The organism is Pseudomonas sp. SIMBA_067 (assembly GCF_046534675.1).
Classification (GTDB): domain Bacteria; phylum Pseudomonadota; class Gammaproteobacteria; order Pseudomonadales; family Pseudomonadaceae; genus Aquipseudomonas; species Aquipseudomonas putida.
In genome coordinates this window covers 1-233 of record NZ_JAWRYH010001406.1, presented here as the reverse complement: position 1 = coordinate 233, position 233 = coordinate 1, and the positions used below count along the sequence as shown (strand labels likewise).

1 pseudogene is annotated in these 233 nt (G+C 64.4%); it reads left to right on the top strand.

From position 1 onward, the window contains the following. A pseudogene (gene metX / locus SB765_RS34010) lies at window positions 1-233 on the top strand (homoserine O-acetyltransferase); the annotation flags it as partial.

Below are 233 nucleotides of genomic sequence, written 5' to 3'. Positions count from 1 at the left end.
GGCCGTTTCGACGCCAATACCTACCTGCTGATGACCAAGGCGCTGGATTACTTCGACCCCGCGGCGGCCCACGGGGGCGACCTTGCCGCCACACTCGCCGGCGTCACGGCAGACTACTGCATCATGTCGTTCACCACCGACTGGCGCTTCTCGCCGGCACGTTCCCGCGAGATCGTCGACGCACTGATGGCCGCACGCAAGAACGTCTGTTACCTGGAGATCGACTCGCCCTA